The organism is Cobetia sp. Dlab-2-AX (genome assembly GCF_024124625.1).
Lineage (GTDB): Bacteria > Pseudomonadota > Gammaproteobacteria > Pseudomonadales > Halomonadaceae > Cobetia.
On sequence record NZ_JAMXRV010000001.1, the window covers coordinates 676,882 to 701,330 of the forward strand.

Sequence of the window (24,449 nt, forward strand, 5' to 3'; positions counted from 1 at the left end):
TGGCGAGAAGGTGCCGGTCAGCAGTTCAGGCCGCAAGCCACCGCCGAAGACCAGGCCCACTGGAAGTTGTAGCCGCCAAGCTCGCCGGTGACATCCAGCACCTCGCCGATGAAGGCCAGCTGGGGCAGATCGCGCACGCTGAAGTCCTTCTGGGAGATGGCATCGGTGACCACGCCGCCCATGGTGACCTCGGCGGTACGCCAGCCTTCGGTACCCGCGGGCTTGAGCTGCCAGTGATTGAGCGCCTTGGCCAACTGTTCGAGACGCGCGTTGGAGAGCTCGGCGAGACTGCGCTCGCTGATGCGGCCGGCATCGGCGTCCTGCCACTCGACCAGCGACTGGGCGAGGCGCTTGGGCAGGCGCTCGCCAAGCCAGGGGCCGATCTGGCGTCTGGGATGCTGCTCACGCAGGGCCAGCAGCTCGGCGTAGGCATCCACGCCCGGCAGCAGGTCGATGTCCAGCGGCTGACCGGGTGTCCACCAGCTGGAGGCCTGCAGCATCGCAGGACCGGAAAGCCCGCGATGGGTGATCAGCATCGGTTCGCGATAATGGCCCTTGCCGGCGGTGACGCTGACGTCACAGGCAAGCCCTGACAGCGGCGACAGACGCTCCTTCCACTGCGAGGTCAGCGTGAATGGCACCAGCGCGGCGTAAGTATCAGTGACCTCGAGCCCGAACTGGCGCGCGATGTCGTAGCCGAAGCCAGTGGCGCCCAGCGTCGGAATCGACATACCGCCGGTGGCCACCACCACGCGCCCTGCCGTATGCGTGCCATTGCTGGTCTCGACCCGCATGCCCTCGCCCGCGCGCTCCAGCGAGGTGATGCGCGTACTCAGGCGAATCTCCGCCCCGGCCCACTCACACTCCGTCAGCAGGATCGCCAGCAGGTCCTTGGCGGAATCGGCGCAGAACAGCTGTCCCGGCTTCTTCTCGACGTGCTCCAGCCCATGGCGCTCCACCAGTTCCAGGAAATGGTGCGGCGTGTAGCGCTTGAGCGCCGAGATGCAGAAATGCGGATTGCGTGAGAAGAAGTTGGCGGGGCCGGCATCCAGATTGGTGAAGTTGCAGCGCCCACCGCCGGACATCAGGATCTTCTTGCCGGCCTTGTTGGCGTGGTCCAGCACCAGCACGCGCTTGCCCTGATAGCCTGCCGTGGCGGCACACATCAGGCCTGCCGCGCCTGCGCCGATGATGATGACGTCGTATGTGGCCATGCGGGACACTCCGTGAAGCGAAGAAAGGAAAGGAAATCGGCTGTGCAGACACACGCGGGCCGGCATTCTACCAGAAGCCTGCCGCAGCCAGCGGCCGGACATGGGAAACAAGACACCCCCACCGTCAGAGACGATGAGGGTGTCTTGTCAGACCGGACAGACTAGCCAGTCACGGCGTGTCTCAGACGATGACGCCCTGGCTGCGCAGGTAGTCGTCGTAGGTGCCGGAGAAGTCGACCACGCCATCGGCCTTCAGCTCGATGATGCGGGTGGCCAGCGAACCGACGAATTCACGGTCGTGGCTGACGAAGATCAGGGTGCCCGGGTAGTTTTCCAGCGCGAGGTTGAGTGCCTCGATGGATTCCATGTCCAGGTGGTTGGTCGGCTCATCCATCACCAGCACGTTGGGCTGCTTGAGAATCAGCTTGCCGAACAGCATGCGGCCCTGCTCGCCACCGGAGATGACCTTGACCGACTTCTGGATATCGTCATTGGAGAACAGCATGCGACCCAGAGTGCCACGCACGACCTGCTCGCCGCCGCCGGTCCACTGCGCCATCCAGTCATAGAGGCTCATGTCGTTGGCGAAGTCATGGGCGTGGTCCTGCGCGTAGTAGCCGACATCCGCGGCGTCGGTCCACTTCACTTCACCGGCGTCCGGGTGCATCTCGCCGACCAGGGTGCGCAGCAGCGTGGTCTTGCCGATGCCGTTCGGGCCGATGATGGCGACACGCTCACCGGCGGCGACCGTGAAGCTGAAGTTCTCGAACAGGGTGTTGCCGTCGAAGCCCTTGGCGAGCTTGTCGATCATCACCGCGTTGTTGTGGACCTTTCTGGTCTGCTCGAAGCGGATGAACGGGCTGACACGTGAGGACGGCTTGATCTCGTTGAGCTGGATCTTGTCGATCTGCTTGGCACGCGAGGTCGCCTGCTTGGCCTTGGAGGCATTGGCGGAGAAGCGACTGACGAAGGACTGCAGCTCGGCGATCTGTGCCTTCTTCTTGGCGTTGTCGGCCTGCAGCTGTTCACGCGCTTGGGTAGCGGCGGTCATGTACTCGTCGTAGTTGCCCGGGAACAGACGCAACTCTCCGTAATCCAGGTCCGCCATGTGGGTGCAGACGCTGTTCAGGAAGTGACGGTCGTGGGAGATGATGATCATGGTGCTGGAACGCGCGGTCAGCACGCCTTCCAACCAGCGGATGGTGTTGATGTCCAGGTGGTTGGTCGGCTCATCGAGCAGCAGGACGTCAGGATCGGAGAACAGCGCCTGCGCCAGCAGCACGCGCAGCTTCCAGCCCGGCGCGACTTCACTCATCGGCCCCAGGTGCTGTTCGATGGGGATATCGAGGCCCATCAGCAGCTCACCGGCACGCGCTTCGGCGGTGTAGCCATCCAGCTCGGCGAATTCGACCTCGAGGTCGGCGACCTTCATGCCGTCTTCCTCGCTCATCTCCGGCAGCGAGTAGATGCGGTCACGCTCGGCCTTGACCACGGCCAGACGCTCGTGACCCATGATGACGGTGTCGAGCACCGTGTATTCCTCATAGGCGAACTGGTCCTGGCGCAGCTTGCCCAGGCGGGTATTGGGCTCGAGCATGACATGACCACCGGACGGCTCCAGATCGCCACCGAGAATCTTCATCATGGTCGACTTGCCGCAGCCGTTGGCGCCGATCAGACCGTAGCGATTGCCACGCCCGAACTTGGCGGAGACGTCTTCAAACAGCGGCTTGGCACCGAACTGCATGGTGAGATTGGCGGTAGAGATCACGAGGGAATATCCGTTTGAAATGAAAAAGGTGGGCGGTGACGAAGCGTCACGCTGGCGCCGGGAGATACGGGGAGCCGCAAAGGCCTGGCAGACATCAGCCGCGGAAGAAGACTTCCAGCAGGTGATAGCCGAACTTGCTCTTCAGCGGCCCCTGCAGGGTATTGAGCGGCCCCTTGAAGATGGCACGATCAATGCCGCCGACCATCTGGCCGGGACGCACTTCGCCCAGATCACCGCCCTGCTTGCCGGAGGGACAGGTGGAGTGCTTCTTCGCCAGTTTCTCGAACGGCTGGCCGCGCTCCAGTGACTGCTTGAGACGCTGCGCCTCGGCCTCGGTCTTCACCAGAATGTGGCGTGCCATGGCAATACGAGCCATCTCATGTCCTCTTGCAGGCGGAATCGGTCTTGCCTCACGCCATCTCGTGCCCCGGGCATCCCGGAGGCGGGCCCGACGTCACCCGACCACGCCACTGACGGCATGACAGCGTCATGACGCGAGATCAGGCGTTCGGGGAAGGTTCGACAGGCGATGGGGTGAGTCTGAAGGCGGGCATGATAACAGCTCAGGATGACAGACGCTGTAGCGCGAGCTCGACAGCCCCCTCAGAAACGCGAAAAGCCCGCATCGTGAGATGCGGGCTTTTCTGAATCTGGTGGAGGGGGAGGGATTCGAACCCTCGAAGCCTTTCGACTTACACACTTTCCAGGCGTGCTCCTTCGACCACTCGGACACCCCTCCAGATCAGTGCTCTCATTGGTCACCCGACTGCGTCGTGTTTCCCTTGAGAACGCGGCGTATATTATCGATAACCTTCGAGTGGCGCAAGCCTTTTTTCCAAAAACTTTCAGATAGATAGCGTCAGCGCTCTCACTCTACTTCCGCCCTGCGCTTTCAACCTGCACTCTCAGCCCGCGCATTGGCCCGAGGCCGTGCTCGTCATCACGGCCCCAGCACCACGTAATCGCCACGGGCCTCGAAACACAGTCGCGGAGCGGACTGCCCTTCGAGCTGACACCACAGCTGCTGGGTCAGCGACAGTCGTGCTCGCCGTCCTGCCGCCAGGCGCTCGCCTACCTCGTGCAGCGCCGCCGTGTCATCCGGCGCGCAGAGGATGTGATAGTCGCCACTGACCGGAGCCAGAAATTGCTGGCTGGCCTGCGACACCACGATATCGCGCTGGATACCGCGGGCACGCAGCCAGAGCGTCAGCCAGCTCCAGCCACACAGGGTCGCCTCGAGACTCATGGCGCCGCCAAACGCCGTGCCCTTGTCGTTGAGATTGGGCGGCAGATGCAGATGCCAGCTCAGCTGACCCGTCGCACGCTCGGGCTCTGACCACTGCATCTCGACAAGCCCCAGATGAGCGGCCAGCGGGATCGCCTGCGTCAACCAACCACAAAACCGTGACAGGTCGTCGCTGACCGGTGCCACGAGACTGCCCAACCGCCCCTGCCCGTCACGCGGCAAAGGCAACGGTGGCCAGGCCTCACCACTCAAGCGCGACGGCTCGTTCATTCAGCGCCTCACTGCCAGCGTTCGACGAAGTCGGCACTGTTGCGGTTCGGCAATGGCTTGAGGCGTCCGCCCGGGGTGCCGAGATAGAGGAAGCCGACCAGCTCATCCTGGTCGCCCATGCCCAGTCCTGCGTGCACGATGGGGTCAAAGGCGTAACCGCCGGTGCGCCACATGCCACCGAGCCCCTGGGCCTGAGCGGCATACAGCATAGCGTGAGCGGCACAGCCGGCGCTGACCACCTGCTCGACACGCGGCACCTTGGGGTGGTTCGGCGTGACCCTGGCGATCACCGCGATCACCATCGGCGCACGCAGCGGCTTCTTGCTGGCGGCGGCCTGGGCGGCCTCGTCACCGGCCGGCGACTTGTTGCGCTCCGCCTCGGCGAACAGCTCGCCGAGGCGCTCAAGCCCGCCCCCCGTGAATTCGATGAAGCGCCAGGGCGTCAGCTCGGCGTGGTCCGGCGCGCGCAGGGCGGCCTGGTAGATGGCCTCCATCTGCTCAGCGCTCGGGGCCGGCGCCATCAACTTGCCCATGGAATTGCGTTCATGCAGTAACGTCAGCGCGTCCATCGTCTCTCCTGTCACAGACTTAAGATAAGAATGATTCTCACACTAGCATGTCGCCGGTACGTCGTCTCATCACTCGCTGCTATCTGCCTGATTGGCAAGCCGATCAGGCGACATGAGCATAGAGAGAACTACTGACGCGAGAGACGCAGCGGCAGGCTGGCACGGGCCTCTGCCTCGAGATCTGGCGTAGCACGCCACGGGCTGATATCCAGGCCGCCGCGTCGCACATAGCGCGCCATCACCAGCAAGGACTCGGGCTTCACGCGCGCCATCAGGTCGACGAACAGATGCTCGACGCAGTGCTCATGGAAATCCTGGTGCTGGCGATAGCTGATCAGATAGGCCAGCAGGCGCTCGCGATCAATACGCGGGCCGCGATAACGAATCCAGACGCTGCCCCAGTCGGGCTGACCGGTGACCGGGCAGTTGGACTTGAGTAGATGGCTGTGCAGGTCTTCGCTGACGATGTCGGCGGCATCGGCGCTGAGCAGCTCCGGCGACGGCGTGTAGTGCTCGACGCTGATCGGCAAGTCATCGAGGCACTCTCCCGGCAGACGCCCGACGTCCAGCTCGCTATCGTCCAGCTCCAGCAGACGCACCTCGACCGGCGCACCGGCCGCGGCGGCGAGGTCACGCTCCAGCGTTGCCTGCACCGCTGCCTGATCGGGGAAACGACTCTGATTGAGACTGTTGAGATAGAGCTTCCAGGACTTCGATTCGATCAGGTTCGGCGAGGCTGCCGGCAGGCGGAAACGGGCCACGCGCACCCACGGCTTGCCGGCCTCATCCAGCCAGGAGACTTCAAAGGCGTGCCACTCATCCTCACCGACGAACGGCAACGCCGCGTCATCGATGCCGATGGGGCCACGGTTGGCTGCCCGCGCGATGGGGAACAGCAAGCTGGCATCGTAGTGCTCGGGATAGGCGGATTCTCGCCCGAGTGGGGCATCCTTTAGGGTCTCGGGGCGCGCCTCATCGGGCACGTTGACAGCAGTGGGGTGAGCCATGACAGCACTCCAGTGAAATAGGCCAATAACGTATCGGTATCAGGGGCGCAGACAGCAGAACGCCGGCAGAAGCCGGCGTTGCATGCACTGGCGCGATAGCGCGCATCTTACCATCATCGTCTGGGCGACATCTTCAGCTGCGGATGCCCTTGCCACGCTCCAGCAGCCACAGCGCGAAGGCGAACAGGCCGATGATGAAGGCCACGATAGCCGCCATCGCCGGGCCGACGCTGATGTCCGAGACGCCCAGAATGCCGTAGCGGAAGGTGTTGACCATGTAGAGGATCGGATTGGCCAGCGACACCGCCTGCCAGAATTCCGGCAGCATGTGGATGGAATAGAAGACGCCCCCCAGGTAGGTCAGCGGCGTGAGCACGAAGGTCGGAATGATCGAGATGTCATCGAACTTGCGGGCGAACAGCGCATTGATGAAGCCACCGATGGAGAACAGCAGCGCCGTCAGCACCACGACCACGACGGTCAGGATGGGGTGATGGATATCCAGGTCCGTGAACAGGAAGGCCACGGCGGTCACGATGATGCCGACCCCCAGACCGCGTACGGCGCCACCGATGATGTAGCCGAGCAGGATGATCCACGAGGGCAGTGGCGAGACCATCAGCTCCTCGATGCTGCGCTGGAACTTGTTGGAGAAGAATGATGAAGCCACGTTGGAATACGAGTTGGTGATCACCGACATCATGATCAGCCCCGGCACGATGTAATCCATGTAGCTGATGCCGTCCATGGTGCCGATGCGCGAGCCGATGAGATTGCCGAAGATGACGAAATAGAGCGTCATGGTGATGGAAGGCGGCAACAGCGTCTGCGGCCAGATGCGCGTGAAACGACGGACTTCCTTGACGACGATGGTGACCAGAGCCACCCATAGCTGACGGGGGTTCACTGCGTGATCTCCTTGGCAACATTGGAGGCGATACCGCTTTCGGCGTTGGAGCGCTCGACCAGGTCGACGAACAGCTCCTCGAGACGATTGGCACGATTGCGCATCGACACCACGGTGATACCGGCGCGATCCAGCGCCGCGAAGGCGGTATTGATCGACTGGCCCTTGCGCACGGCGAGCGCCAGCTGCTGGGAATCGCTCAAGGACACCTCGAAGCCGTCAATTGCCGGCGCCTCACTCAACGGCTCACGAATATCAAGCAGAAAGGTTTCCGCATCCAGCTCCTTGAGCAGCTCACGCATGCTGGTGTTATGCACGATCTCGCCATGGTTGATGATGGCGATATTGCGGCACAGGCTCTCGGCCTCTTCCAGGTAATGCGTGGTGAGGATGATGGTGGTGCCCTCCTCACGATTGATGCGGCGCATGAACTCCCACATCGAGCGGCGCAATTCGATATCCACACCGGCCGTCGGCTCATCAAGAATCAACAGACGTGGCTTGTGGATCAGCGCACGGGCAATCATCAGGCGGCGCTTCATGCCACCGGACAGCATGCGTGACGGGGTATCGCGCTTGTCCCAAAGCCCGAGGTCCCTTAGCAGGCGCTCGGCACGCGGGCGCGCTTCCTTCATCGGCATACCGTAATAACCCGCCTGGGTCATCACGATGTCCTGCACCTTCTCGAACTGATTGAAGTTGAACTCCTGCGGTACGACACCGAGGTGATACTTGGCCTTCGAGAAGTCCTTGTCGATATCGATTCCTGAGATCTCGACCTTGCCTGTGGTCTTCTGCACCAACGAACTCACCACGCCGAGGGTCGTGGACTTGCCGGCCCCATTGGGGCCCAGCAGCGCGAAGAAATCGCCCTCGGGGACGTCAAGATCAATCCCCTTGAGCGCCTCAAAACCGTTGCCGTAGACCTTGGTCAGGCCACGGATAGACAAGGCAGGTCGTGACATCGGACACCTGTAATCGATTGACGCTGTCAGCCAGCACAGCAGAAAAGACGCATCTGAGAACAATTGCGCAACAGTGATGGCACCGTTTCGCCGTCCGCGAACATGAAAATCAGACGCAAGATATTGGATGCGCATGGTAACGCATTCGGCGCTGCCACATCAGACACACGGCAGAAAGGCATTAGTGCGCCACGGGAAACAAGTAGAGAGAGAAAATCACACGGGGGACAGCACCAGCGAGAGGTGCAGAACAGGGTGGAGAGGGATTCCAGGCACAAAAAAATCGCCAGTGACGTAACACGATGATCGTGCCTGTCAGGCGATGGTGTACTGCTATGTCATGCTTTTGCTTGCAACGTTACATTCGACTGGAGCGGGAAACGAGATTCGAACTCGCGACCCCAACCTTGGCAAGGTTGTGCTCTACCACTGAGCTATTCCCGCCTGTCGAAACACAAAAACTGCGGCGTAAAACAGAATGGCGTCCCATAGGGGGTTCGAACCCCTGTTACCGCCGTGAAAGGGCGGTGTCCTGGACCACTAGACGAATGGGACGTACTGGAGCGGGAAACGAGATTTGATCGGACTGGCGAACCAGCTCGCGACCTTGTCGCATTACCTTTTCCTTTGGAGCGGGAAACGAGATTCGAACTCGCGACCCCAACCTTGGCAAGGTTGTGCTCTACCACTGAGCTATTCCCGCACCGGGTGTCATGATCCTGTGATCACGACATCTGTCTTACTGCTGGCTTGCCACACCATCATGCTCTGCATGGCGTCCCATAGGGGGTTCGAACCCCTGTTACCGCCGTGAAAGGGCGGTGTCCTGGACCACTAGACGAATGGGACGTACTGGAGCGGGAAACGAGATTCGATCGGACTGGCGAACCAGCTCGCGACCTTATCGCATTGCCTTTTCCTCTGGAGCGAGAGATGAGATTCGACCGGGCTGACGTTCAGCTCGCGACCTTGTCACACCACTTGTTCCTAATGGAGCGGGAAACGAGATTCGAACTCGCGACCCCAACCTTGGCAAGGTTGTGCTCTACCACTGAGCTATTCCCGCAACACAAGCAGATCATGCGACCACACAAGACCGAAGATGGCGTCCCATAGGGGGTTCGAACCCCTGTTACCGCCGTGAAAGGGCGGTGTCCTGGACCACTAGACGAATGGGACACACGTTAGAACAAGACATGCCTGATCTAAATGGAGCGGGAAACGAGATTCGATCGGACTGGCGAACCAGCTCGCGACCTTGTCGCATTGCCTTTTCCTTTGGAGCGAGAGATGAGATTCGACCGGGCTGACGTTCAGCTCGCGACCTTGTCACACCACTTGTTCCGAATGGAGCGGGAAACGAGATTCGAACTCGCGACCCCAACCTTGGCAAGGTTGTGCTCTACCACTGAGCTATTCCCGCACTCCGGTCTCTACGCTGCAAGAAAGTGGCGTCCCATAGGGGGTTCGAACCCCTGTTACCGCCGTGAAAGGGCGGTGTCCTGGACCACTAGACGAATGGGACGTAACGTTCTTGCCTCGTCGAGGTGGCGCGTATATTACAAATCCCCTCCCCCTTCGTCAACCCCCTGCTTCAACAGGATTTTTCCGGCGTTGGCCAAGTACATCCACCACATGCTTGTGGTCACGCCCTGACGCCCGCATTCTTGGGGTATGTACCGGGTTTCGCGTGAAGACCGGCAACCACTCTTTTTCGAATTGCCGCGCAGGAGAACTTGCTGGCAGGTTCACACGAGCACGCATTCGAGAAACGCATAGATAGAGAGAAGAGATCATGAGCGAACAAGACCCGCAGACTCAGGACAAGTTGATTCGCAGTGAAGAGGAGTGGCGCAAGCGACTGACGCCGGAACAATACCGGGTGACGCGCGAGGCAGGGACCGAGCGCCCCTTCACCGGCGATCACGAAGTCAGCCCGACGCCGGGTACCTATCACTGCATCGCCTGTGACGCCAAGCTGTTCGACAACGACACCAAGTTCGATTCCGGCTGTGGCTGGCCAAGCTTCGACCGCCCCCATGCCGATGCCGCCATTGAGGAGCACTTCGATACCAGCCATGGCATGCGTCGCGTGGAAGTGCGCTGTCGCCGCTGCGAATCCCATCTGGGGCACGTCTTCCCGGATGGCCCGACTGACACCGGCCAGCGCTACTGCATCAACTCCGTCGCGCTGCGCTTCAAGCCGATACGCGCCTGACGCCCGGGGCATGGAGAGTCGATAGAGGCGCCGAGCAGTGATGACCGGATAGCGCGCCTCCATGGCCAGGCCGCCTCTGATAGAATGCGTCGCCATACGCGTCCCCTCCTCTTTCGCATGCCATGTAGCGCCATCCCTGATGGATGAGCGTCCTGCCTGGCATGCGGGAAGAAGGAGGCAGGACAGAGGTGACAGATCAACCGTCATACCCCTGACGGCAGGAGAGAAGCGACATGCTGGGCTGGTATCCGGGACATATGCACAAGGCACGCCGTCAGATAAAGGACGCGCTGCCCGAGATCGACGTGGTCATCGAAGTCCTCGATGCCCGCCTCCCCTACTCCAGCACCAATCCGGTGCTGTCCGAACTGACCCGCCACAAGCCGGTACTCAAGCTGCTGTCTCGCGCCGATCTGGCGGACCCGGCACGCACCCGCGAATGGGTCGAGTATTTCGATGGCCTGCCCAATACTCGTGCATTGGCGATCACCACGCTTGAGGCGCGTGATCTCAAGCAGATCCCGCGGCTGTGCCGCGAGATGGCCGGCCATATCCGCGTCGATCGTGATGCGCGCGTGATGGTGATGGGCATCCCCAACGTCGGCAAGTCGACGCTGATCAATGGTCTGGCGGGTCGCAAGATCGCCAAGACCGGCAACGAGCCCGCCGTCACCAAGCGCCAGCAGAAGATTCGCATCGACGGTGGCATCGCCCTGATCGATACCCCCGGGGTGATGTGGCCGAAGATCGAGGACCAGGCCAGCGCCTATCGTCTGGCCGGCAGCGGCGCGATCCGCGACACCGCCATCGATTACACCGATGTGGCGGTGATCGTCGCGGCGGAGCTGGCCAAGCGCTACCCCACGGAGCTGACCGCACGCTACAAGCTGAAGTCACTGCCGGCCTACAGCGCCAACCCTGACGCCGAGCGAGTCGAAAGTGACGGGCCGCGCAAGGTCGATCTGATGGCGCTGTCCGGCTTCAATGGGGTCGCGATTCTGGAAGAGATCGCCAGCAAGCGCGGCGGCCTGCGTGCCGGTGGCATCATCGATCTGCACCGCGGCGCCGAGGTGCTGCTGCATGAACTGCGCGATGGCAAGCTGGGGCGCCTGACACTGGAAACACCCGCCGACATTCCTGCCGAGCCGGTGCCGGAAGCCAGTGGCGAGACAGAAGATGGAGCCGAGACGCGTGAGCAAGAGAGCGAATAACGCTACCAGAACAAGGCGCTAACGCGACTCTCACCTGGCCCCCGCCTGCGGGGGACGCTTGAATACCAGTTGAAAATCCCGCCAGAAAACCTCTGGCGGGATTTTTTTCTGCCTGAACATCTCAAACCACAAATTTAACCACGCTATTGGCCCTTGGCCGTGGCGCGGCAGGCCAGCGCCGCGATATGCTGGACGCTCGCCCCTACACCTTACGTGACGGAGATCTACGGAAAGCATCATGGATACCGAGCAAAGAAAGCCCCGCGAAATTCGCAAGTCACACAAGCTGGACAACGTCTGCTATGACATTCGCGGGCCGGTTCTCGAACACGCCAAGCGTCTCGAGGACGAGGGCCATCGCATTCTCAAGCTCAATATCGGCAACCCGGCGCCCTTCGGCTTCGAGGCACCGGAAGAAATTCTGCAGGACGTGATGCGCAACCTGCCGACAGCGCAGGGCTATTGTGATTCCAAGGGGCTTTACTCTGCGCGCAAGGCGATCATGCAGGAGTGCCAGCGCAAGGATATCCAGGGTGTCGGGATCGAGGACATCTATGTCGGCAACGGCGTCTCGGAGCTGATCGTGCTGGCCATGCAGGCATTGCTCGATGATGGCGACGAGCTGCTGGTACCGGCGCCGGATTACCCGCTATGGACTGCTGCCGCCAACCTGGCCGGTGGTCGCGCCGTGCACTATCTGTGTGACGAAGCGCAGGACTGGGCGCCCTCCATCGAGGACATCCGCGCCAAGGTGACCAGCCACACCAAGGGCATCGTGCTGATCAATCCGAACAATCCGACCGGTGCGGTCTACCCGCCCGCGGTGGTGAAGGACATCCTGCAGGTCGCGCGCGAATTCGGTCTGGTGGTGTTCTCTGACGAGATCTACGACAAGATCCTCTATGACGGTACCGAGCACGTCTCCACCGGCGCGCTGGCCGATGATCTGCTGGTCGTGACCATGAACGGTCTGTCCAAGAGCTACCGCTGCGCGGGCTTCCGCTCCGGCTGGATGATTCTCTCCGGCGACAAGCGCCCGGCGGCCGACTTCATCTCCGGCCTCGACATGCTGGCCAGCATGCGCCTGTGCGCCAATGTGCCGGCGCAGCACGCCATTCAGACGGCGCTCGGTGGCTATCAGTCGATCAATGATCTGGTACTGCCGGGCGGACGCCTGCTGGCCCAGCGTGACGCGGCCTGGAAGAAGCTCAACGAGATTCCCGGCGTCAGCTGCGTGAAGCCCAAGGGCGCGCTCTACATGTTCCCGCGGCTCGACCCCGAGATGTACCCCTTCGAGGACGATCAGCAGATGGTGCTGGAGCTGTTGCTGGAAGAGAAGATGCTGCTGGTGCAGGGCACCGCCTTCAACTGGCCGAATCCGGACCACCTGCGCATCGTCACCCTGCCCTACGCCGACCAGCTGGAAGAAGCCATCGAGCGCCTCGGCCGCTTCCTGGCGCGACGTCGCAAGGCCTGACATCGGCCCGGCCCCGCGATCAAGGGGCTACGCAGGTCGCCTCCAGTGGTGATACCTTGCTGTCCTTGCAGATCGTTCTTGCAGACTGTTCTTGCAGACTATCGACGCAATTTCTGCCCGCGCCACCGCCAGTGATTCATCTCACTGTCAGTATCGCGGGCAGATAATTGTGCCCTACCGATATATTGGCATTGGAGACCTGACCCCATGATGCGGATAGCCCTTTTCCTGATCACCAACCTGGCGGTGGTGCTGCTGGCCAGTGTCACGCTGCGCCTGCTGGGCTTCGATGGCTACATGGAAGCCAACGGCATCAACTACACGGCGCTGCTGATCTTCTGCTTCATCATCGGCATGGCCGGTTCCGTGATCTCGCTGTTCCTGTCCAAGACGATGGCCAAGTCCTCGACCGGCACCGTGATCATCGAACAGCCGCAGAACGACACCGAGCGCTGGCTGCTGGACACCGTCGGTGAACTGGCGCGTGACGCTGGCATCAAGATGCCGGAAGTCGGCATCTTCCCGGCGCAGCAATCCAATGCCTTCGCCACCGGCTGGAACCGCAATGATGCGCTGGTCGCCGTCTCGGCCGGCCTGCTCAATCGCATGCGCCCCGAGGAAGTGCGCGCCGTGCTGGCGCACGAGATCGGCCACGTCGCCAACGGCGACATGGTGACGCTGACGCTGATCCAAGGCGTTGTGAACACCTTCGTGATGTTCTTCGCGCGTATCGCCGCACACGCCATCGACGCCTTCCTCAAGCGCGATGACGAGAATGGCGGCCTGGGCTTCTTCGGCTACATGGCCGTGGTCTTCGTGCTCGAACTGCTGCTGGGCCTGGTGGCCTCGATGATCGTCGCCTGGTTCTCGCGCTGGCGCGAATACCGTGCCGATGCCGCAGGCGCAGGCCTGGCGGGCAGCGGCTCGATGATCAACGCCCTGGCTCGCCTAAAGCAGGAACATGAGCTGCCGGACCAGATGCCCGACACCATGACCGCCTTCGCCATCACCACCGGCAAGAGCCGCAAGCTGATGGAGCAACTGTTCGCCAGCCACCCGCCGCTGGATGACCGTATCGCCGCGCTCAAGGCCGCTGCCTACAAGTAAGCTGCGCCAATCCTGCACGGTCTGATTGACCCCTGCAGACAGCAAAAAGCCCGCCACGTGATCCACGTGGCGGGCTTTTTCTCTTTATCCCTCAGGGCTGAGTCAGCGTGACTCCGAGGTGTCGTGGGGCGTATCCAGCACCAGCGACTCGGCCAGCGGCGTCGGCTCCACACCTTCAGCTCCCTCACCCTCCTCAAGGCGCTCCAGCTTGAAGCCGACCATGGCGTAGGCCACCGCCAGCGCCAGATTGGTCAGGTTGAACAGCGCAAAGGGTAGATAGCTCAAGGTCGCGACGCCGAGGGTGGCCGCCATGTAGGCGCCGCAGCTGTTCCAGGGAATCAGCGGCGAGGTGATGGTGCCGGAATCTTCCAGCGCGCGTGACAGGTTGACCGGCGCCAGGCGGCGGCGACGGAACTCGGCGCGATACATGCGCCCCGGCAGGATGACCGAGATGTACTGATCGCCGGTCACCACATTGGAGGCCAGGCAGGTGCCCAGCGTGGTGATGACCAGCGAACCGGCATTGCGTGTCGCGCCCAGCAGGCTCTGCACCAGACGCTCCAGCAGGCCAAGGCGCTCGATCACGCCACCGAAGGTCATCGCCGACAGGATCAGCCACACGGTGTTGAGCATGCTGCTCATGCCGCCCTTGGAGAGCAGCGAGTCGATCACCTCATCACCGCTGTGGGAGACATAGCCATCGAACATCGACATCCACACCCCCTTGAGCAGCGCCATGGCGGTGGACATGTCAGTGACGCTTGCCAGCCCCACCACCGCCTGCGGCTGGAAGATGACCGCGAAGACGGCGCCCAGCGCCGCGCCGATGAAGATCGCCGGAAAGGCGGGCATCTGACGCACGGCCATCACCAGCAGCATCAGCAGGGGAATCAGCAGATGCAGGCCGATGTTGAACTGCTCGCCCAGCTGGGCACGCAGGTTGGCGACCTGCTCCGGCGTCTGCAGGCTGGAGACGGAGTCGTGACCGAGCCACAGAAAGCCTGCCAGCGCGAGCAGGATGCTGGGCACGGTCGTCCACAGCATGTGGCGGATATGCGCGAACAGCGTGGTGCCGGCCGCTGCTGGCGCCAGATTGGTAGTATCGGACAGCGGCGAGAGCTTGTCACCGAAGTAGGCTCCGGAAATCACCGCACCGGCGGTGATCGCTTCGGACAGCCCCAGGCCATCGGCGATGCCGATCAGACCGATGCCGATGGTGCCGGCGACCGTCCACGAGCTGCCCACCGACAGCGCCACCAGCGCGCACAGCAGACAGGCGGAGGCATAGAAGTACTGTGGCGCGATCACGTCCAGACCGTAGTAGATCATCGCCGGCACGGTGCCGCCGAGAATCCAGGTGCCGATCATCGCGCCGACCGCCAGCAGGATCAGGATCGCGCCCAGCGAGATCTGGATGCCCTTGTTGATCCCCTCTTCGATATCGCTCCAGCGATAGCCGTTCTTGAGACCGATCAGGCCCGCGATCATCGCGCCGGACAGCAGCGCGACCTGATTGGGGCCCCAGGAGGCATCGGCACCGAACAGCACCACCGCCAGCACCAGCATGGCGATGACCAGCACGATGGGAATCAGGGCATCCAGCAGAGAAGGCGGACGATAGCCGCTGTCCTCAGCAGAGTTATCAGGGTGTTGTTGCATTCAAGACACCATCTTCAAGAAATGAGGACGCCGACACGCCGCGTGGTGACGGGCATGGCAGAAGACACGGAGAATGGGGAGCAGCGCCGCGGCGTCAGACGGGGCATGCCGTCAAGGCCAGCCCCTGCGCGTGTCGCCAGGCGATCTGGGGCGCATTATATCGACCAAGGTCGAAGACCGAAACGGTCAAGGATTCAGGCATGCGGTAAGGTCGTCGTCCATCAGGCGACCTCCACAATGCGAACGCCCCCGCCAGCAGGGCTGACAGGGGCGTTCCAGGGGGCCTTGCGAATCACGCCGTGATCATTTGCTGACCAGCTTGACGCGAGAGAAGCCGAAGCCCTCGAGTACCTCACGCAGTTCGCGGGCATTCTTCTTGAGCTCGACACGCAACGTGGAGAACTCGCGACGCAGCGGATATTCCCGTCGATAACGCACGAAGCCCTCGGCATTGCCGAACCGACGCTGATAGCGACGCAGGCCCAGCGCATCGCGACGCACGTCATAACAGGCGCGTACGCAGAGCCCCAGCGCCTCTTCCGGCGGCGCCCAGCCCGTCAGCACCAGCTTGCGCAGCCACGGGTCCGGCTTGAGCTGACCCAGCTTGCGGCGCGCCGGCAGCCCGAAGTGACGACAGGCCTGCTGATAGATGATCTCGGTACCCTGCATCTTGCCATCCAGGCTATGCCCGGCGATGTGCGGCGTGGCGATGTCCACCAGTGCGGCCAGCTCGGCATCGATATCCGGCTCGTTTTCCCACACATCCAGCACGGTCAGCAGATCAGCCTGCTCCTTGAGGCGCTGCTTGAGCGCCGCGGTATCGACACAGCCTCCGCGGCCGGCACTCAGCAGCACGCTGCCGGGCTTCATGGCGCGGATGCGCTCGGCATTGATCAGATGATGGGTCGGATGCTCGCCACCGGTGACCATCGGGGTGTGCACACAGATGACATCACACTCGGCGACCAGCTTATCGAGGTCCACGAAGCGGGACTTCTCGGGGCGCTCATCGCTCTGGCCCTCAAGCGCGGCACGCGGCGGGTCACAGACCAGCACCTCTGCACCCAGCGACTCGAGACGCTTGACCAGCCGTGACCCGACCTGACCGGCCCCGACCACGCCGAAGCGGCGGTCCAGCTGCAGGTCCAGCCCTTCCTGCTCGGCCAGATGCCACAGCGACGACAGCACGTAATCCACCACCGAGTCGGCATTGCAGCCCGGCGCGTTGGTGAAGTGGATATCGTTGGCCGCGAGCCATTCGAGATCGGCATGGTCGGTGCCGATGATAGGCGAGCCGACGAAGCGCACCCGCGTTCCTTCCAACAGCGCCTGATCCACGCGCAAGGTAGAGCGACAGATCAGTATGTCGACGTCCTTGAGGACGGCATTGGTGATCTCGCGAGTCGGCATGCAGGTCACCTCTCCCAGTTCGGAGAAGAATTCCTCTGCCAGAGGGACGTTATCGTCCACGATGATGTGCATCTGTTGCCTTTCCTTGCTGTGGCAATGAGTGTCGCTGCGGGTTCACGGGCCAACATGAGCGCCTGAGTGACTTCACACCTTGCCGCAAGGCACGTGAAGATTACAATGGTATGCTTGCTTGCCCGCCGCCGTGCCATCTTAGGCGCACGCAACGGGCGTCACAAGCTCATGATTGAGTCCAGCCACCATCGTTTCGCCTCGGGAGTCACGCGTGATCATCCGCTGGGAAAGCCACCACGATTACGTTCTGGTCCATGTGCATCAGGACATGTTCGGCGACTGGATCGTCAGCCGCTCATGGGGCCAGATAGGCACCCAGTTCGGCGGATTGAAGCACGATCTCGCCGAAAGCCACGAGCAGGCCATGACCTGGGTCAGCGACCTCGCCCACATCCAGGCCTCACGCGGCTACACTAAGGTGCTGGAGGCCACGGCCGATAGCCCGGAAGCCGAAGACGCCATGCGCCAGATGTCGCTGCTGGAGAGCTAGTACGCAGCACGGTGCCAGACACGAAAAGACCGCCGCTACCCTGAGGTAGCGGCGGTCTTTTTGCACCAACTTCTAGCGACATATCTGCGCCGCTCAGCGCAGAAAGCGACGCCCGTTGCGCAGGGTGAGGCCCTGCAGCTCAGTGGCTGGGTCGTGCTCGGCTGGGGGCGTCATTTCGACGCCCTGCTCGAGGCGCTGCTCGACGCCCTGCGCGCGCAACCATTCCAGCAATACCTCTTCGCCATCGGCCAGCGAATACTCCGCCCCCGATGTGCTTGCCAGCACGGGAATTCGCGTCGCGTAACGCTCGCTCAACTGCGCATCGAAGGCAATCTCGACCCGCGTGAGCGTGACATCCGCCCCCAACGCCTGCAGCGTGGCTTCCAACCGAGCACACAGATGACAGCCCGCCGTGGTGTAGAGCCACAGCGGGATGCTGGCCATCGCTCAGCCCTTCACGTCGCTGGCGCGACGGATTCGGAAGACGTGGTGGATATCCGGGCGACGCTTGAAGTCCGGGTCCAGCAGCTTGCGCGACAGGTCTTCCACCACATGGTGCTGGCTGACGCTGTCATCCATCACGAAACGACGATGGTTGTTGGAGAAGATCAGCGTGCCGCCCGGTGCCAGACTGGCCATCGCCAGGTCGATCAGGCGTGCGTGATCACGCTGAATATCCAGGGTGCCTTCCATCTTCTTGGAATTGGAGAAGGTCGGCGGGTCGAGGAAGATCAGGTCGAACTCCTCGCGGGAGCGCTCCAGCCACTTCAGGCAGTCGGCACGCACCAGCTGATGGCGCTTCTCGCTGATGCCGTTGAGCTTGAAGTTCTCGCGCCCCCAGTCCAGATAGGTATTGGACATGTCGACGCTGACGCTCTCGCTGGCACCGCCCAGCACCGCATGCACGGTGGCCGTCGCGGTATAGCAGAACAGGTTGAGCACCCGCTTGCCGTCCGCTTCCTTGCCCAGCAGCTTGCGCACCGGACGGTGATCCAGGAACAGGCCGGTATCCAGGTAGTCCTTGAGATTCACCCACAGCCTGGCATCGCCTTCCTGCACCTCGATACGCTGACCAGAGCTGTCCTGGCGCGTGTACTGCGCCTTGCCCGCCTGACGCGTGCGTTGCTTGATGTGGATATCGTTGGGCGAGCAGCCCAGCACCTGCGGAATCGCCGCCAGTGCATCCATCAGGCGACGCTGCGCCTGACTGGCATCCACGGACTTGGGCGGCGTGTATTCCTGCACGTGCACGTGACGGCCATAGATATCGATGGCCAGCGCGTACTCCGGCATGTCGGCATCGTAGAGACGATAACAGGTGGTACCGCTCTGCTTGAGCCAGCGCGCCAGTGACTTCTGGTTCTTCTTGAGGCGATTGGCGAACATCTGGCCGCCCTCGCTCAGCGCGGGCTGACTGCGGGCATCTTCGGCCACGCAGTCTTCGTCAACCGCACGCTCACGCGCCGCCACATCGATCATCAACAGCTTGCAATCGAGCTGGCCGTTGCGGAAGGCGTACTGACGATGCGCCCGCAGACCGAGACGGTGACCGAGATCCGGATTGCCGGTGAACATGCCGAGCGTCCAGCCGCCGAAGTGACGCTTCATGCGCTCACCCAGGCTTGCGTAGAGCGGCACCAGTGCCGGCAGCTCGCCCAGACGCTCACCGTAGGGCGGGTTGGTCATCACCAGGCCAGTGGTGGCGCCCTCGGGACAGGTCAGCTCGGCGACGGAGGCGCCTTCCAGCTCGATCAGCGCCGGAATTCCCGCACGCATGGCGTTGGAGCGCGCGGCAGAAATCGCCTGCGGGCTGTGATCGCGACCGAACAGACGCGCGGTGACCTTGCGCCGCCCGGCAATGGCACGCTGCTCCATCTCTTCCCACAGGCCCTTCCAGATGCGCTCGTCATGGCGCCCCCAGTGGCGGCAGGCGAAGTCCTGGTTCAGCGACTGCGGCGCGATATCCGCCGCCATCAAGGCCGCTTCGATCAGCAACGTGCCGGAGCCGCACATCGGGTCGACCAGGCTCTCGCCACGCGCCGCACGCGCCGGCCAGTCGGCCCGCATCAGCAGGGCCGCCGCCAGGTTCTCCTTGAGCGGCGCATGGGCGAGATCAGGACGGTAGCCACGCTGGTGCAGACTGCGACCCACGAGGTCGATGCCCAGGGTGATGTAGCCATTGTGCAGGTGCGCGTAGATGCGCAGATCTGCATTCTTGCCATCGACGGTCGGCTTGTTGCGGCCTTCCTCGAACATCGCCTCGACGATGCCGTCCTTGACGGTCTGGGCACCGAAGAAGGTGTGGCGAATATCTTTCCATGTCCCGTGGAAATCGACGGCGATGGATGCACGATCCGGTAACTCCATCGCCCAATCGACACCCGCACTCGCCTTGCGCAGTTGCTCGCCGGTGTCGACGCCACCCACGCGAGTAAGCAGACGAATGATGCGGTTGGCCAGTCGCGACCACAGGATGCTGCGGTAGGCGGTTTCCTGGCTACCGTTGAAGTGTACGCCAGCGACGGTCGTGCCAGTCACCTCGGCACCCAGAGCCGTCAGCTCATCGGCCAGCAGCGTTTCGATGCCACGCGGGCAGGTCGCAAACCAGGTAGAGAGCGAGTTGCTGGGCGCGCGGGGTGTAGTCGCAGAGGTCGTATCAGTCATGAATCTCTCACCGGCAGGCGCCGGACTTATTCCTGTGAGTTGGCTTCTGGCACTAGCGATATTCCTATACGGCTGTCGACAAGCCAGAGGCAGTGTTCTAAAAACTATAGGTGTAGCTGCAATTCGGAAAGGTGACACGCCATGCGAAATCGAGGATCAAGGGACACGAACCTCATTCGGGCAGCCTGTCTGTGCCGCTCAGGAGATCGGACTTCCGGCACGGCAAGGCAGTCGCTCTTTCACCATCACGCTCGAGCATATACAGGCAAGACCTTCCATCATCTCACACTCGTGACCTTTTCCGACAAGAATGGCCAACGACGCGAGGTGATGATGCACGAGGCCGGCAGTGCCCGACAGGGCATCGGCCAACTCTCTCACTCGGCATGTCCAATGGCAGGACAGCCGCGGCCAGACAAGGTCTCGCCGGGTATGTCTCGCCATCACTGACACGCAGTGCCGATGGGTTCTCACTTAGAGGTCATCCATGAAGAGACAGAAACGTGATCGCTTTCAGCGTGCCTATGTTCACGGCTACAAGGCTGGTGTCACCGGCCGTTCCCGTGATGATTGTCCCAGTATCGATGTCAATCTACGTGAATTCTGGATGAGCGGCTGGCGTGAAGGCCGCGGGGACCAATGGTCGGGAATGACCGGCGTCTCCGGCATCCACAAGAACCCCATGGTGCTCAGCTGAGCACCGCATGACGCCAAGGTTCATCATCCGCGACCAGGAGGTCATCCCATTTCAGGAAAGCGGCACGTCACGGAATGACACTGGCAATTCGGCGCCTGGCGCCTTTCACCCCGCCGACGCAGCCTGATGCGCTGCCCAAGCGGATTCTCCGGCATCACGCCACCGGCTTCTGACACGTTACAGGGTCGGCTGGCACGTACAGAGAGGACTCGAGGTGTTCACGGTGAGTCGGTTTAGCGACATCACCCGGAAAATCCCACGGAAGTCGCCCAGCGACACGTCAAATCACCAGGGAGGTAACGCCTTATTTCTATCTTGATGACGCGCGGCACTGACAGGCAAGAGACGCAGTAGGCAATGGGGCCGACTCGCTTCACTTCCTGAAAGGCCGAGATGTTGGCGCTCGTGTCGTTTCAATCGTGGTATGGCTCCAGAAGAGGAGGCGCAGCAGGCGACGGCCTGCGAGGACGACGGTCCAGCGCGGAGCACGACACGGGCAAACGTTCACCTTGACTGCATCAGCAGGTTCTTTCCAGGCCTGCTTCAACCATCCACGCACCCGATGAGCTCAAGGGGCCAACCCCCAACCGCCGTTTCTGACGGCAAAAGCGCTTCGCATCGTGCACGCTGGCTGGACATGGCAGCCAACACGACAACGGCAGATCACGCATCACTTCCCTGCCGTTGTCTTATCATCATTCACGCCGGTACCGAGGCCGCCTTCTGATGTCAGGAGGCGGCTTTTCCGTGTCTGCCCTTCCCCACTCGCCCCTCTCTTGAAGCGCCGTGAGCGAAGGATGCCAGCATCACGCTGCGACTGAGCCCTGCCCGGATCACACCTTGATCAGGGTATCGGCCTTTTCCAGTGCACGCGCGCACTCACCGACCAATGCCGGGCCACGGTAGATCAGCCCGGAATACAGCTGCACCAGATCCGCCCCCGCGGCAATCTTCTCACGCGCACTCTCGCCGTCGGTGATACCGCCCACACCGATGATCGGCATGTTCGGCAGCGCTTCACGCAGGCCACGAATCACCCGCGTCGACGATTCACGCACCGGGGCGCCGGAAAGTCCGCCCGCCTCCTGCGCATGCGGACTACCCGCGACCGCCGTGCGCTCGATGGTAGTGTTGGTGGCGATGACGCCATCGATGCCGTTGTCCGCCAACGCCTGCGCCACGAACAGGATTTCCTCGCTGTCCATGTCGGGCGCGATCTTGATCACCAGCGGCACCTTCCTGCCGCGCTCGGCATCGAGCTGATCACAACGCTGACGCAGCCCGGCCAGCAGCTGGCTGAGATGATCACCGAACTGAAGATTGCGCAGCCCCGGGGTATTGGGCGACGAGATATTGGCGGTAATGTAGTCGGCATGCGCATGCACGGCATCGAGGCAGACCAGATAGTCGCTCAATGCACCATCCACCGCCGTGGTCAGGTTCTTGCCGATGTTGATCCCCAACACGACACCAAAGGCAGCACGCGCCTGACTGGCCTTGACCTTCGCGACCAGATGCTCGACCCCGGCATTGTTGAAGCCCATGCGGTTGATGATCGCCTGATGCTCCGGCAGCCGGAACAGACGTGGCTTGGGATTGCCGTCCTGCCCTTTCGGCGTCACCGTACCGACCTCCACGAAGCCGAAGCCCAGAGCCGCAAGCGCATCGAGGTGATCGGCATTCTTGTCGAGACCTGCCGCCAGGCCAACGCGATTGGGGAATTCGAGCCCCATCAGCGAGACCGGATCACGTGGCGCTTCACCGCCCAGACCGCGTGCCATGCCGAGGCGATGTGCCATGTCCAGTGCACTCAGTGTCACACCATGAGCTGTTTCCGGGTCGAGCTTGAAGAGAAGCGAGCGAGCAAACGAGTACATGATGATCTCCAGACAGCGGGCGGCAGGGTCGTGACGACAGCATCGCTGGGCGCGAAGTATACCCGAAGCCCGTGGGGACAGACACTGCGCGCCGGCACGCTCGCGCTGCTATCGATAAAATCGCTCACGCCAAGGCCGGCAGCATTGCTCATGCTCAGGGCAAAAAAAGGCGGCCCGCTGGGCCGCCCTGGTGTCACACCCGACTATGACGGGGGCATGCCCTGCAGATCATTTCACGTCGAGCTGCTGCACGCGCACGGTGTAGTTGTTGACGCCCTGCATGGAGGAGCCGAACTTCTGGCCGCTGACCCAGACGGTGTAACGCCCCGGCTCCAGCACGGTTTTGAGGTGGAAGTCGCCCTGGAAGCCTTCGCCCTTGTCGCTGGCGACGGTGTTGCCGTTCTCGTCGAGCAGACGCATCTCAAGCTTGTAGGTGCCCTCGCTGCCCGGGAAAGTCTCACTGTCGATGGTCACGGTGCCGCGATCCGCGACATCGAAGGTCATGACCTCGCCCTTCTCGAGAATGCGCACATCGGTGACGATCTCGTCGAAACGACGATCCGGCTCCGCTTCGGCCTCGGTTTCCGTCACGGCTGCACTGCCCGTGGCAGCAGCCGTCGTGGCGGCAGCGGCAGACGTCTCGGCTGCAGCAGTCGCGGCTGCCGAAGTAGTAGCGGCGGCGCCTGTGGCAGAAGCAGCGCCTTCAGCTGCCGCATTGCCCGTCTCGGCCGCCTTCTTCTCGCGGGCGGCCTGTTCGGCGGCGGCCACGGTGGCCGGTTTGATGGTCGCGACCTCATCGTTGGCATCGACGAAGGCGGTACGACGGCCATCGCCATCGGTGTCGAGGAAGACCAGGCCGTTGCCGGTCTCGATGCCGCTTTCCTCGGCAGACAGCTTCTCGCCACTCTCGCTCAGGCCTGCGACGTTGATCTCATAGGTGTTGCCGCCCGACTTGCCAGCCCCCAGCTTGTCGGCGCGCACCCGTAGCTTGTAGACGCCCGGCTCAAGCTCGGTATTCATGGTCAAGCCATCGGAGGCCCTGTCACCTTCTGCAGTGGCCACGACCTCACCCTGCTCACTCTCGAGCGTGGCTTTCATGGTGTAGGGGTCGGTCACATCGAAACTGGCGACGCCATCGATTTCGTAGCGTCCGGCTTCCTTGATGGTGAACTGGTGCACGCTGGTACCACCGAACTGGAAGTTCTGACTGTGGGCATCACTGCGCGACTTGAGGAACTTGGAGATGTCCAGCTTGCCTGCCGCTTCTTCTGCACGCTGCTGAGCGGGGCTGCCATCGGCCAGCACGGCCTGGGATGCCAGAGTGGACAGGCCGAGCGCGAGGGCGCAGGCGAGGGGTAATGCACGATGTGACATGGTGTCTCTGCCTTGTTGTACTGATGCTTTGAAAACAGAAGCCTCCAGCGAGCGCCGCAGCGACTCCGAGACTTGAAATGAGAGTCTGATAATCAAGGACTGAAAACAGGGTCTGCAGAAAAGGATCCCCCATCAGGGCCTGTATCAGTCTGTGCACTGGTCACCACTCAGCATACCAGACAGCTGACGACAGTTACCTTACCGCAGGCTTCAGCTATCACTTTTTTATCTATCCCCCATGAAA

20 protein-coding genes and 9 tRNA genes are annotated in these 24,449 nt (G+C 62.2%); 6 read left to right on the forward strand and 23 right to left on the reverse strand.

Annotated features, from left to right (window positions below; translation table 11 throughout):
- Positions 1–17 precede the first annotated feature (17 nt).
- The 17 genes from NH396_RS02900 to NH396_RS02980 all read right to left on the reverse strand — a co-directional run bounded on the left by NH396_RS02900 (position 18) and on the right by NH396_RS02980 (position 9,474).
- Complete coding sequence (locus NH396_RS02900) at positions 18–1,214, reverse strand: NAD(P)/FAD-dependent oxidoreductase (protein ID WP_253061475.1); 1,197 nt, start codon at positions 1,212–1,214, stop codon at positions 18–20.
- Between the two features lie 181 nt (positions 1,215–1,395).
- Positions 1,396–2,985 (reverse strand): ABC-F family ATPase, encoded by a 1,590-nt coding sequence (locus NH396_RS02905; RefSeq protein ID WP_176677771.1) that lies wholly within the window; start codon positions 2,983–2,985, stop codon positions 1,396–1,398.
- Positions 2,986–3,079: 94 nt separating this feature from the next.
- Positions 3,080–3,361 (reverse strand): peptidylprolyl isomerase, encoded by a 282-nt coding sequence (locus NH396_RS02910; RefSeq protein WP_043333877.1) that lies wholly within the window; start codon positions 3,359–3,361, stop codon positions 3,080–3,082.
- 275 nt (positions 3,362–3,636) lie between these two features.
- Positions 3,637–3,724: transfer RNA gene (locus tag NH396_RS02915), tRNA-Ser, on the reverse strand.
- A gap of 201 nt (positions 3,725–3,925) precedes the next feature.
- Positions 3,926–4,501 carry a YiiD C-terminal domain-containing protein gene (locus tag NH396_RS02920; RefSeq protein WP_253061477.1) on the reverse strand — a complete coding sequence of 192 codons (576 nt, stop codon included), beginning with the start codon at positions 4,499–4,501 and terminating at the stop codon, positions 3,926–3,928.
- An 8-nt stretch (positions 4,502–4,509) separates the two neighbouring features.
- Complete coding sequence (locus NH396_RS02925; RefSeq protein ID WP_253061479.1) at positions 4,510–5,070, reverse strand: NAD(P)H nitroreductase; 561 nt, start codon at positions 5,068–5,070, stop codon at positions 4,510–4,512.
- Positions 5,071–5,198: 128 nt separating this feature from the next.
- Positions 5,199–6,077: an NADPH-dependent 7-cyano-7-deazaguanine reductase QueF gene (gene queF, locus NH396_RS02930; protein WP_253061481.1), complete on the reverse strand. Its 879-nt coding sequence runs from the start codon at positions 6,075–6,077 to the stop codon at positions 5,199–5,201.
- 133 nt (positions 6,078–6,210) lie between these two features.
- Positions 6,211–6,984 (reverse strand): ABC transporter permease, encoded by a 774-nt coding sequence (locus NH396_RS02935; RefSeq protein WP_253061483.1) that lies wholly within the window; start codon positions 6,982–6,984, stop codon positions 6,211–6,213.
- Positions 6,981–7,949, reverse strand: coding sequence for an ABC transporter ATP-binding protein (locus tag NH396_RS02940; RefSeq protein ID WP_253061485.1), 969 nt, complete (start codon positions 7,947–7,949; stop codon positions 6,981–6,983). Before NH396_RS02940 ends, NH396_RS02935 begins: the two co-directional genes overlap by 4 nt.
- A gap of 369 nt (positions 7,950–8,318) precedes the next feature.
- Positions 8,319–8,393, reverse strand: a tRNA-Gly gene (locus NH396_RS02945).
- Positions 8,394–8,428: 35 nt separating this feature from the next.
- Positions 8,429–8,504, reverse strand: a tRNA-Glu gene (locus NH396_RS02950).
- A 73-nt stretch (positions 8,505–8,577) separates the two neighbouring features.
- Positions 8,578–8,652 (reverse strand) — tRNA-Gly (locus tag NH396_RS02955).
- Positions 8,653–8,722: 70 nt separating this feature from the next.
- Positions 8,723–8,798 (reverse strand) — tRNA-Glu (locus NH396_RS02960).
- A gap of 142 nt (positions 8,799–8,940) precedes the next feature.
- Positions 8,941–9,015: transfer RNA gene (locus tag NH396_RS02965), tRNA-Gly, on the reverse strand.
- A gap of 37 nt (positions 9,016–9,052) precedes the next feature.
- Positions 9,053–9,128 (reverse strand) — tRNA-Glu (locus NH396_RS02970).
- Positions 9,129–9,297: 169 nt separating this feature from the next.
- A tRNA-Gly gene (locus NH396_RS02975) sits at positions 9,298–9,372 on the reverse strand.
- A gap of 26 nt (positions 9,373–9,398) precedes the next feature.
- A tRNA-Glu gene (locus tag NH396_RS02980) sits at positions 9,399–9,474 on the reverse strand.
- Positions 9,475–9,744: 270 nt separating this feature from the next.
- Between NH396_RS02980 and msrB the strand changes: the two genes are divergently transcribed.
- The 4 genes from msrB (at position 9,745) to htpX (ending at position 13,962) form a co-directional block, all read left to right on the forward strand.
- Entirely contained in the window at positions 9,745–10,167 is a 423-nt protein-coding gene (gene msrB / locus NH396_RS02985) for a peptide-methionine (R)-S-oxide reductase MsrB (protein WP_253061487.1), read from the forward strand.
- Between the two features lie 233 nt (positions 10,168–10,400).
- Positions 10,401–11,378: a ribosome biogenesis GTPase YlqF gene (gene ylqF / locus NH396_RS02990; protein WP_253061489.1), complete on the forward strand. Its 978-nt coding sequence runs from the start codon at positions 10,401–10,403 to the stop codon at positions 11,376–11,378.
- 238 nt (positions 11,379–11,616) lie between these two features.
- Positions 11,617–12,855 carry a pyridoxal phosphate-dependent aminotransferase gene (locus tag NH396_RS02995; RefSeq protein WP_043334294.1) on the forward strand — a complete coding sequence of 413 codons (1,239 nt, stop codon included), beginning with the start codon at positions 11,617–11,619 and terminating at the stop codon, positions 12,853–12,855.
- Positions 12,856–13,062: 207 nt separating this feature from the next.
- Positions 13,063–13,962 (forward strand): protease HtpX, encoded by a 900-nt coding sequence (htpX, locus tag NH396_RS03000; protein ID WP_176677779.1) that lies wholly within the window; start codon positions 13,063–13,065, stop codon positions 13,960–13,962.
- A 102-nt stretch (positions 13,963–14,064) separates the two neighbouring features.
- On the opposite strand, the gene nhaC is transcribed toward htpX, so the two are convergent.
- Together nhaC and pdxB are read right to left on the reverse strand one after the other, a co-directional pair.
- The gene (gene nhaC / locus NH396_RS03005) at positions 14,065–15,621 is read right to left on the reverse strand and encodes a Na+/H+ antiporter NhaC (protein ID WP_253061491.1); all 1,557 of its coding nucleotides are present in this window, start codon (positions 15,619–15,621) and stop codon (positions 14,065–14,067) included.
- Positions 15,622–15,924: 303 nt separating this feature from the next.
- The gene (pdxB, locus tag NH396_RS03010) at positions 15,925–17,103 is read right to left on the reverse strand and encodes a 4-phosphoerythronate dehydrogenase PdxB (protein WP_253061493.1); all 1,179 of its coding nucleotides are present in this window, start codon (positions 17,101–17,103) and stop codon (positions 15,925–15,927) included.
- 211 nt (positions 17,104–17,314) lie between these two features.
- On the opposite strand from pdxB, the gene NH396_RS03015 reads away from it, so the two are divergent.
- Positions 17,315–17,593 carry a WGR domain-containing protein gene (locus NH396_RS03015; RefSeq protein ID WP_043334304.1) on the forward strand — a complete coding sequence of 93 codons (279 nt, stop codon included), beginning with the start codon at positions 17,315–17,317 and terminating at the stop codon, positions 17,591–17,593.
- 93 nt (positions 17,594–17,686) lie between these two features.
- Here NH396_RS03015 and NH396_RS03020 read toward each other — a convergent pair whose 3' ends face one another.
- Entirely contained in the window at positions 17,687–18,037 is a 351-nt protein-coding gene (locus NH396_RS03020) for a glutaredoxin family protein (RefSeq protein ID WP_176677782.1), read from the reverse strand.
- 3 nt (positions 18,038–18,040) lie between these two features.
- On the reverse strand, positions 18,041–20,257 hold the full coding sequence (gene rlmKL / locus NH396_RS03025) for a bifunctional 23S rRNA (guanine(2069)-N(7))-methyltransferase RlmK/23S rRNA (guanine(2445)-N(2))-methyltransferase RlmL (RefSeq protein WP_253061495.1): 2,217 nt from the start codon (positions 20,255–20,257) through the stop codon (positions 18,041–18,043).
- A 487-nt stretch (positions 20,258–20,744) separates the two neighbouring features.
- On the opposite strand from rlmKL, the gene rmf reads away from it, so the two are divergent.
- Positions 20,745–20,954, forward strand: a complete 210-nt coding sequence (rmf, locus tag NH396_RS03030; RefSeq protein WP_043334308.1) for a ribosome modulation factor — start codon at positions 20,745–20,747, stop codon at positions 20,952–20,954.
- Between the two features lie 833 nt (positions 20,955–21,787).
- On the opposite strand, the gene NH396_RS03035 is transcribed toward rmf, so the two are convergent.
- Together NH396_RS03035 and NH396_RS03040 are read right to left on the reverse strand one after the other, a co-directional pair.
- Positions 21,788–22,831 carry a quinone-dependent dihydroorotate dehydrogenase gene (locus NH396_RS03035; RefSeq protein ID WP_253061497.1) on the reverse strand — a complete coding sequence of 348 codons (1,044 nt, stop codon included), beginning with the start codon at positions 22,829–22,831 and terminating at the stop codon, positions 21,788–21,790.
- Positions 22,832–23,059: 228 nt separating this feature from the next.
- Positions 23,060–24,205, reverse strand: a complete 1,146-nt coding sequence (locus NH396_RS03040) for a hypothetical protein (RefSeq protein ID WP_253061499.1) — start codon at positions 24,203–24,205, stop codon at positions 23,060–23,062.
- Positions 24,206–24,449: the final 244 nt, after the last annotated feature.

Coding starts and splice junctions, on each gene's coding strand:
- msrB (WP_253061487.1), top strand. CDS start 9,745: ATGAGCGAACAAGACCCGCAGACTCAGGACAAGTTGATTCGCAGTGAA.
- nhaC (WP_253061491.1), bottom strand. CDS start 15,621: ATGCAACAACACCCTGATAACTCTGCTGAGGACAGCGGCTATCGTCCG.
- rmf (WP_043334308.1), top strand. CDS start 20,745: ATGAAGAGACAGAAACGTGATCGCTTTCAGCGTGCCTATGTTCACGGC.
- htpX (WP_176677779.1), top strand. CDS start 13,063: ATGATGCGGATAGCCCTTTTCCTGATCACCAACCTGGCGGTGGTGCTG.
- queF (WP_253061481.1), bottom strand. CDS start 6,077: ATGGCTCACCCCACTGCTGTCAACGTGCCCGATGAGGCGCGCCCCGAG.
- NH396_RS03035 (WP_253061497.1), bottom strand. CDS start 22,831: ATGTACTCGTTTGCTCGCTCGCTTCTCTTCAAGCTCGACCCGGAAACA.
- NH396_RS02925 (WP_253061479.1), bottom strand. CDS start 5,070: ATGGACGCGCTGACGTTACTGCATGAACGCAATTCCATGGGCAAGTTG.
- NH396_RS02900 (WP_253061475.1), bottom strand. CDS start 1,214: ATGGCCACATACGACGTCATCATCATCGGCGCAGGCGCGGCAGGCCTG.
- NH396_RS02920 (WP_253061477.1), bottom strand. CDS start 4,501: ATGAACGAGCCGTCGCGCTTGAGTGGTGAGGCCTGGCCACCGTTGCCT.
- pdxB (WP_253061493.1), bottom strand. CDS start 17,103: ATGCACATCATCGTGGACGATAACGTCCCTCTGGCAGAGGAATTCTTC.
- NH396_RS03040 (WP_253061499.1), bottom strand. CDS start 24,205: ATGTCACATCGTGCATTACCCCTCGCCTGCGCCCTCGCGCTCGGCCTG.
- NH396_RS02910 (WP_043333877.1), bottom strand. CDS start 3,361: ATGGCTCGTATTGCCATGGCACGCCACATTCTGGTGAAGACCGAGGCC.
- ylqF (WP_253061489.1), top strand. CDS start 10,401: ATGCTGGGCTGGTATCCGGGACATATGCACAAGGCACGCCGTCAGATA.
- NH396_RS02995 (WP_043334294.1), top strand. CDS start 11,617: ATGGATACCGAGCAAAGAAAGCCCCGCGAAATTCGCAAGTCACACAAG.
- NH396_RS03020 (WP_176677782.1), bottom strand. CDS start 18,037: ATGGCCAGCATCCCGCTGTGGCTCTACACCACGGCGGGCTGTCATCTG.
- NH396_RS02940 (WP_253061485.1), bottom strand. CDS start 7,949: ATGTCACGACCTGCCTTGTCTATCCGTGGCCTGACCAAGGTCTACGGC.
- rlmKL (WP_253061495.1), bottom strand. CDS start 20,257: ATGACTGATACGACCTCTGCGACTACACCCCGCGCGCCCAGCAACTCG.